The sequence below is a fragment of the Arhodomonas sp. KWT genome (assembly GCF_010993615.1).
The window spans coordinates 1-536 of record NZ_WNXE01001101.1 but is presented as its reverse complement, the minus strand read 5'-3'; the positions used below and the strand labels follow the sequence as shown (position 1 = coordinate 536).

Here is a 536-nt window from a genome sequence, read left to right as displayed (position 1 = left end):
GCGCTGCATCACGGCGACGACGCCGTCGCCGCCTGCGAGGCGCGTGCCCTGCGGGTTCACGCCCGGGGCATTCCGGTGCTCGTCGAGGGCGAGACCGGGACGGGCAAGGAGTACCTCGCCCACCGTATCCATCATCAGGGTCCAAGGGCGGGTGGACCTCTGGTGGTGGTCAACTGCGCCGCGATACCCGATGGGCTGATCGAGTCGGAGCTCTTCGGGTATGCGCCCGGGGCATTCACCGGCGCCCGTCGCGAGGGCGCCCGGGGCCGGGTGCACGAGGCGGACGGTGGGACCCTGTTCCTCGACGAGATCGGCGAGATGCCACAGGCCCTGCAGACCCGCCTTCTCCGCGTGCTCCAGGAGCAGCGGGTGGTGCCGGTGGGCGGCGGCCACGAGGAATCCGTGGATTTCGCCCTGATCGCGGCCACGAACCGGGACCTCGCACAGTGCGTGGCCGAAGGTACATTCCGCGCGGACCTCTACTACCGCCTCAACGGCCTGCGTGTGCGCCTGCCGCCGCTGCGCGAGCGCGCCGA

1 protein-coding gene is annotated in these 536 nt (G+C 71.5%); it reads left to right on the top strand.

Going from position 1 to position 536, the window contains the following annotated elements; genetic code table 11:
• Positions 1 to 75 precede the first annotated feature (75 nt).
• Positions 76 to 536 (top strand): sigma-54 factor interaction domain-containing protein (locus G7A99_RS24365; RefSeq protein WP_305792376.1); only part of this gene is annotated, 461 nt, incomplete at its 3' end.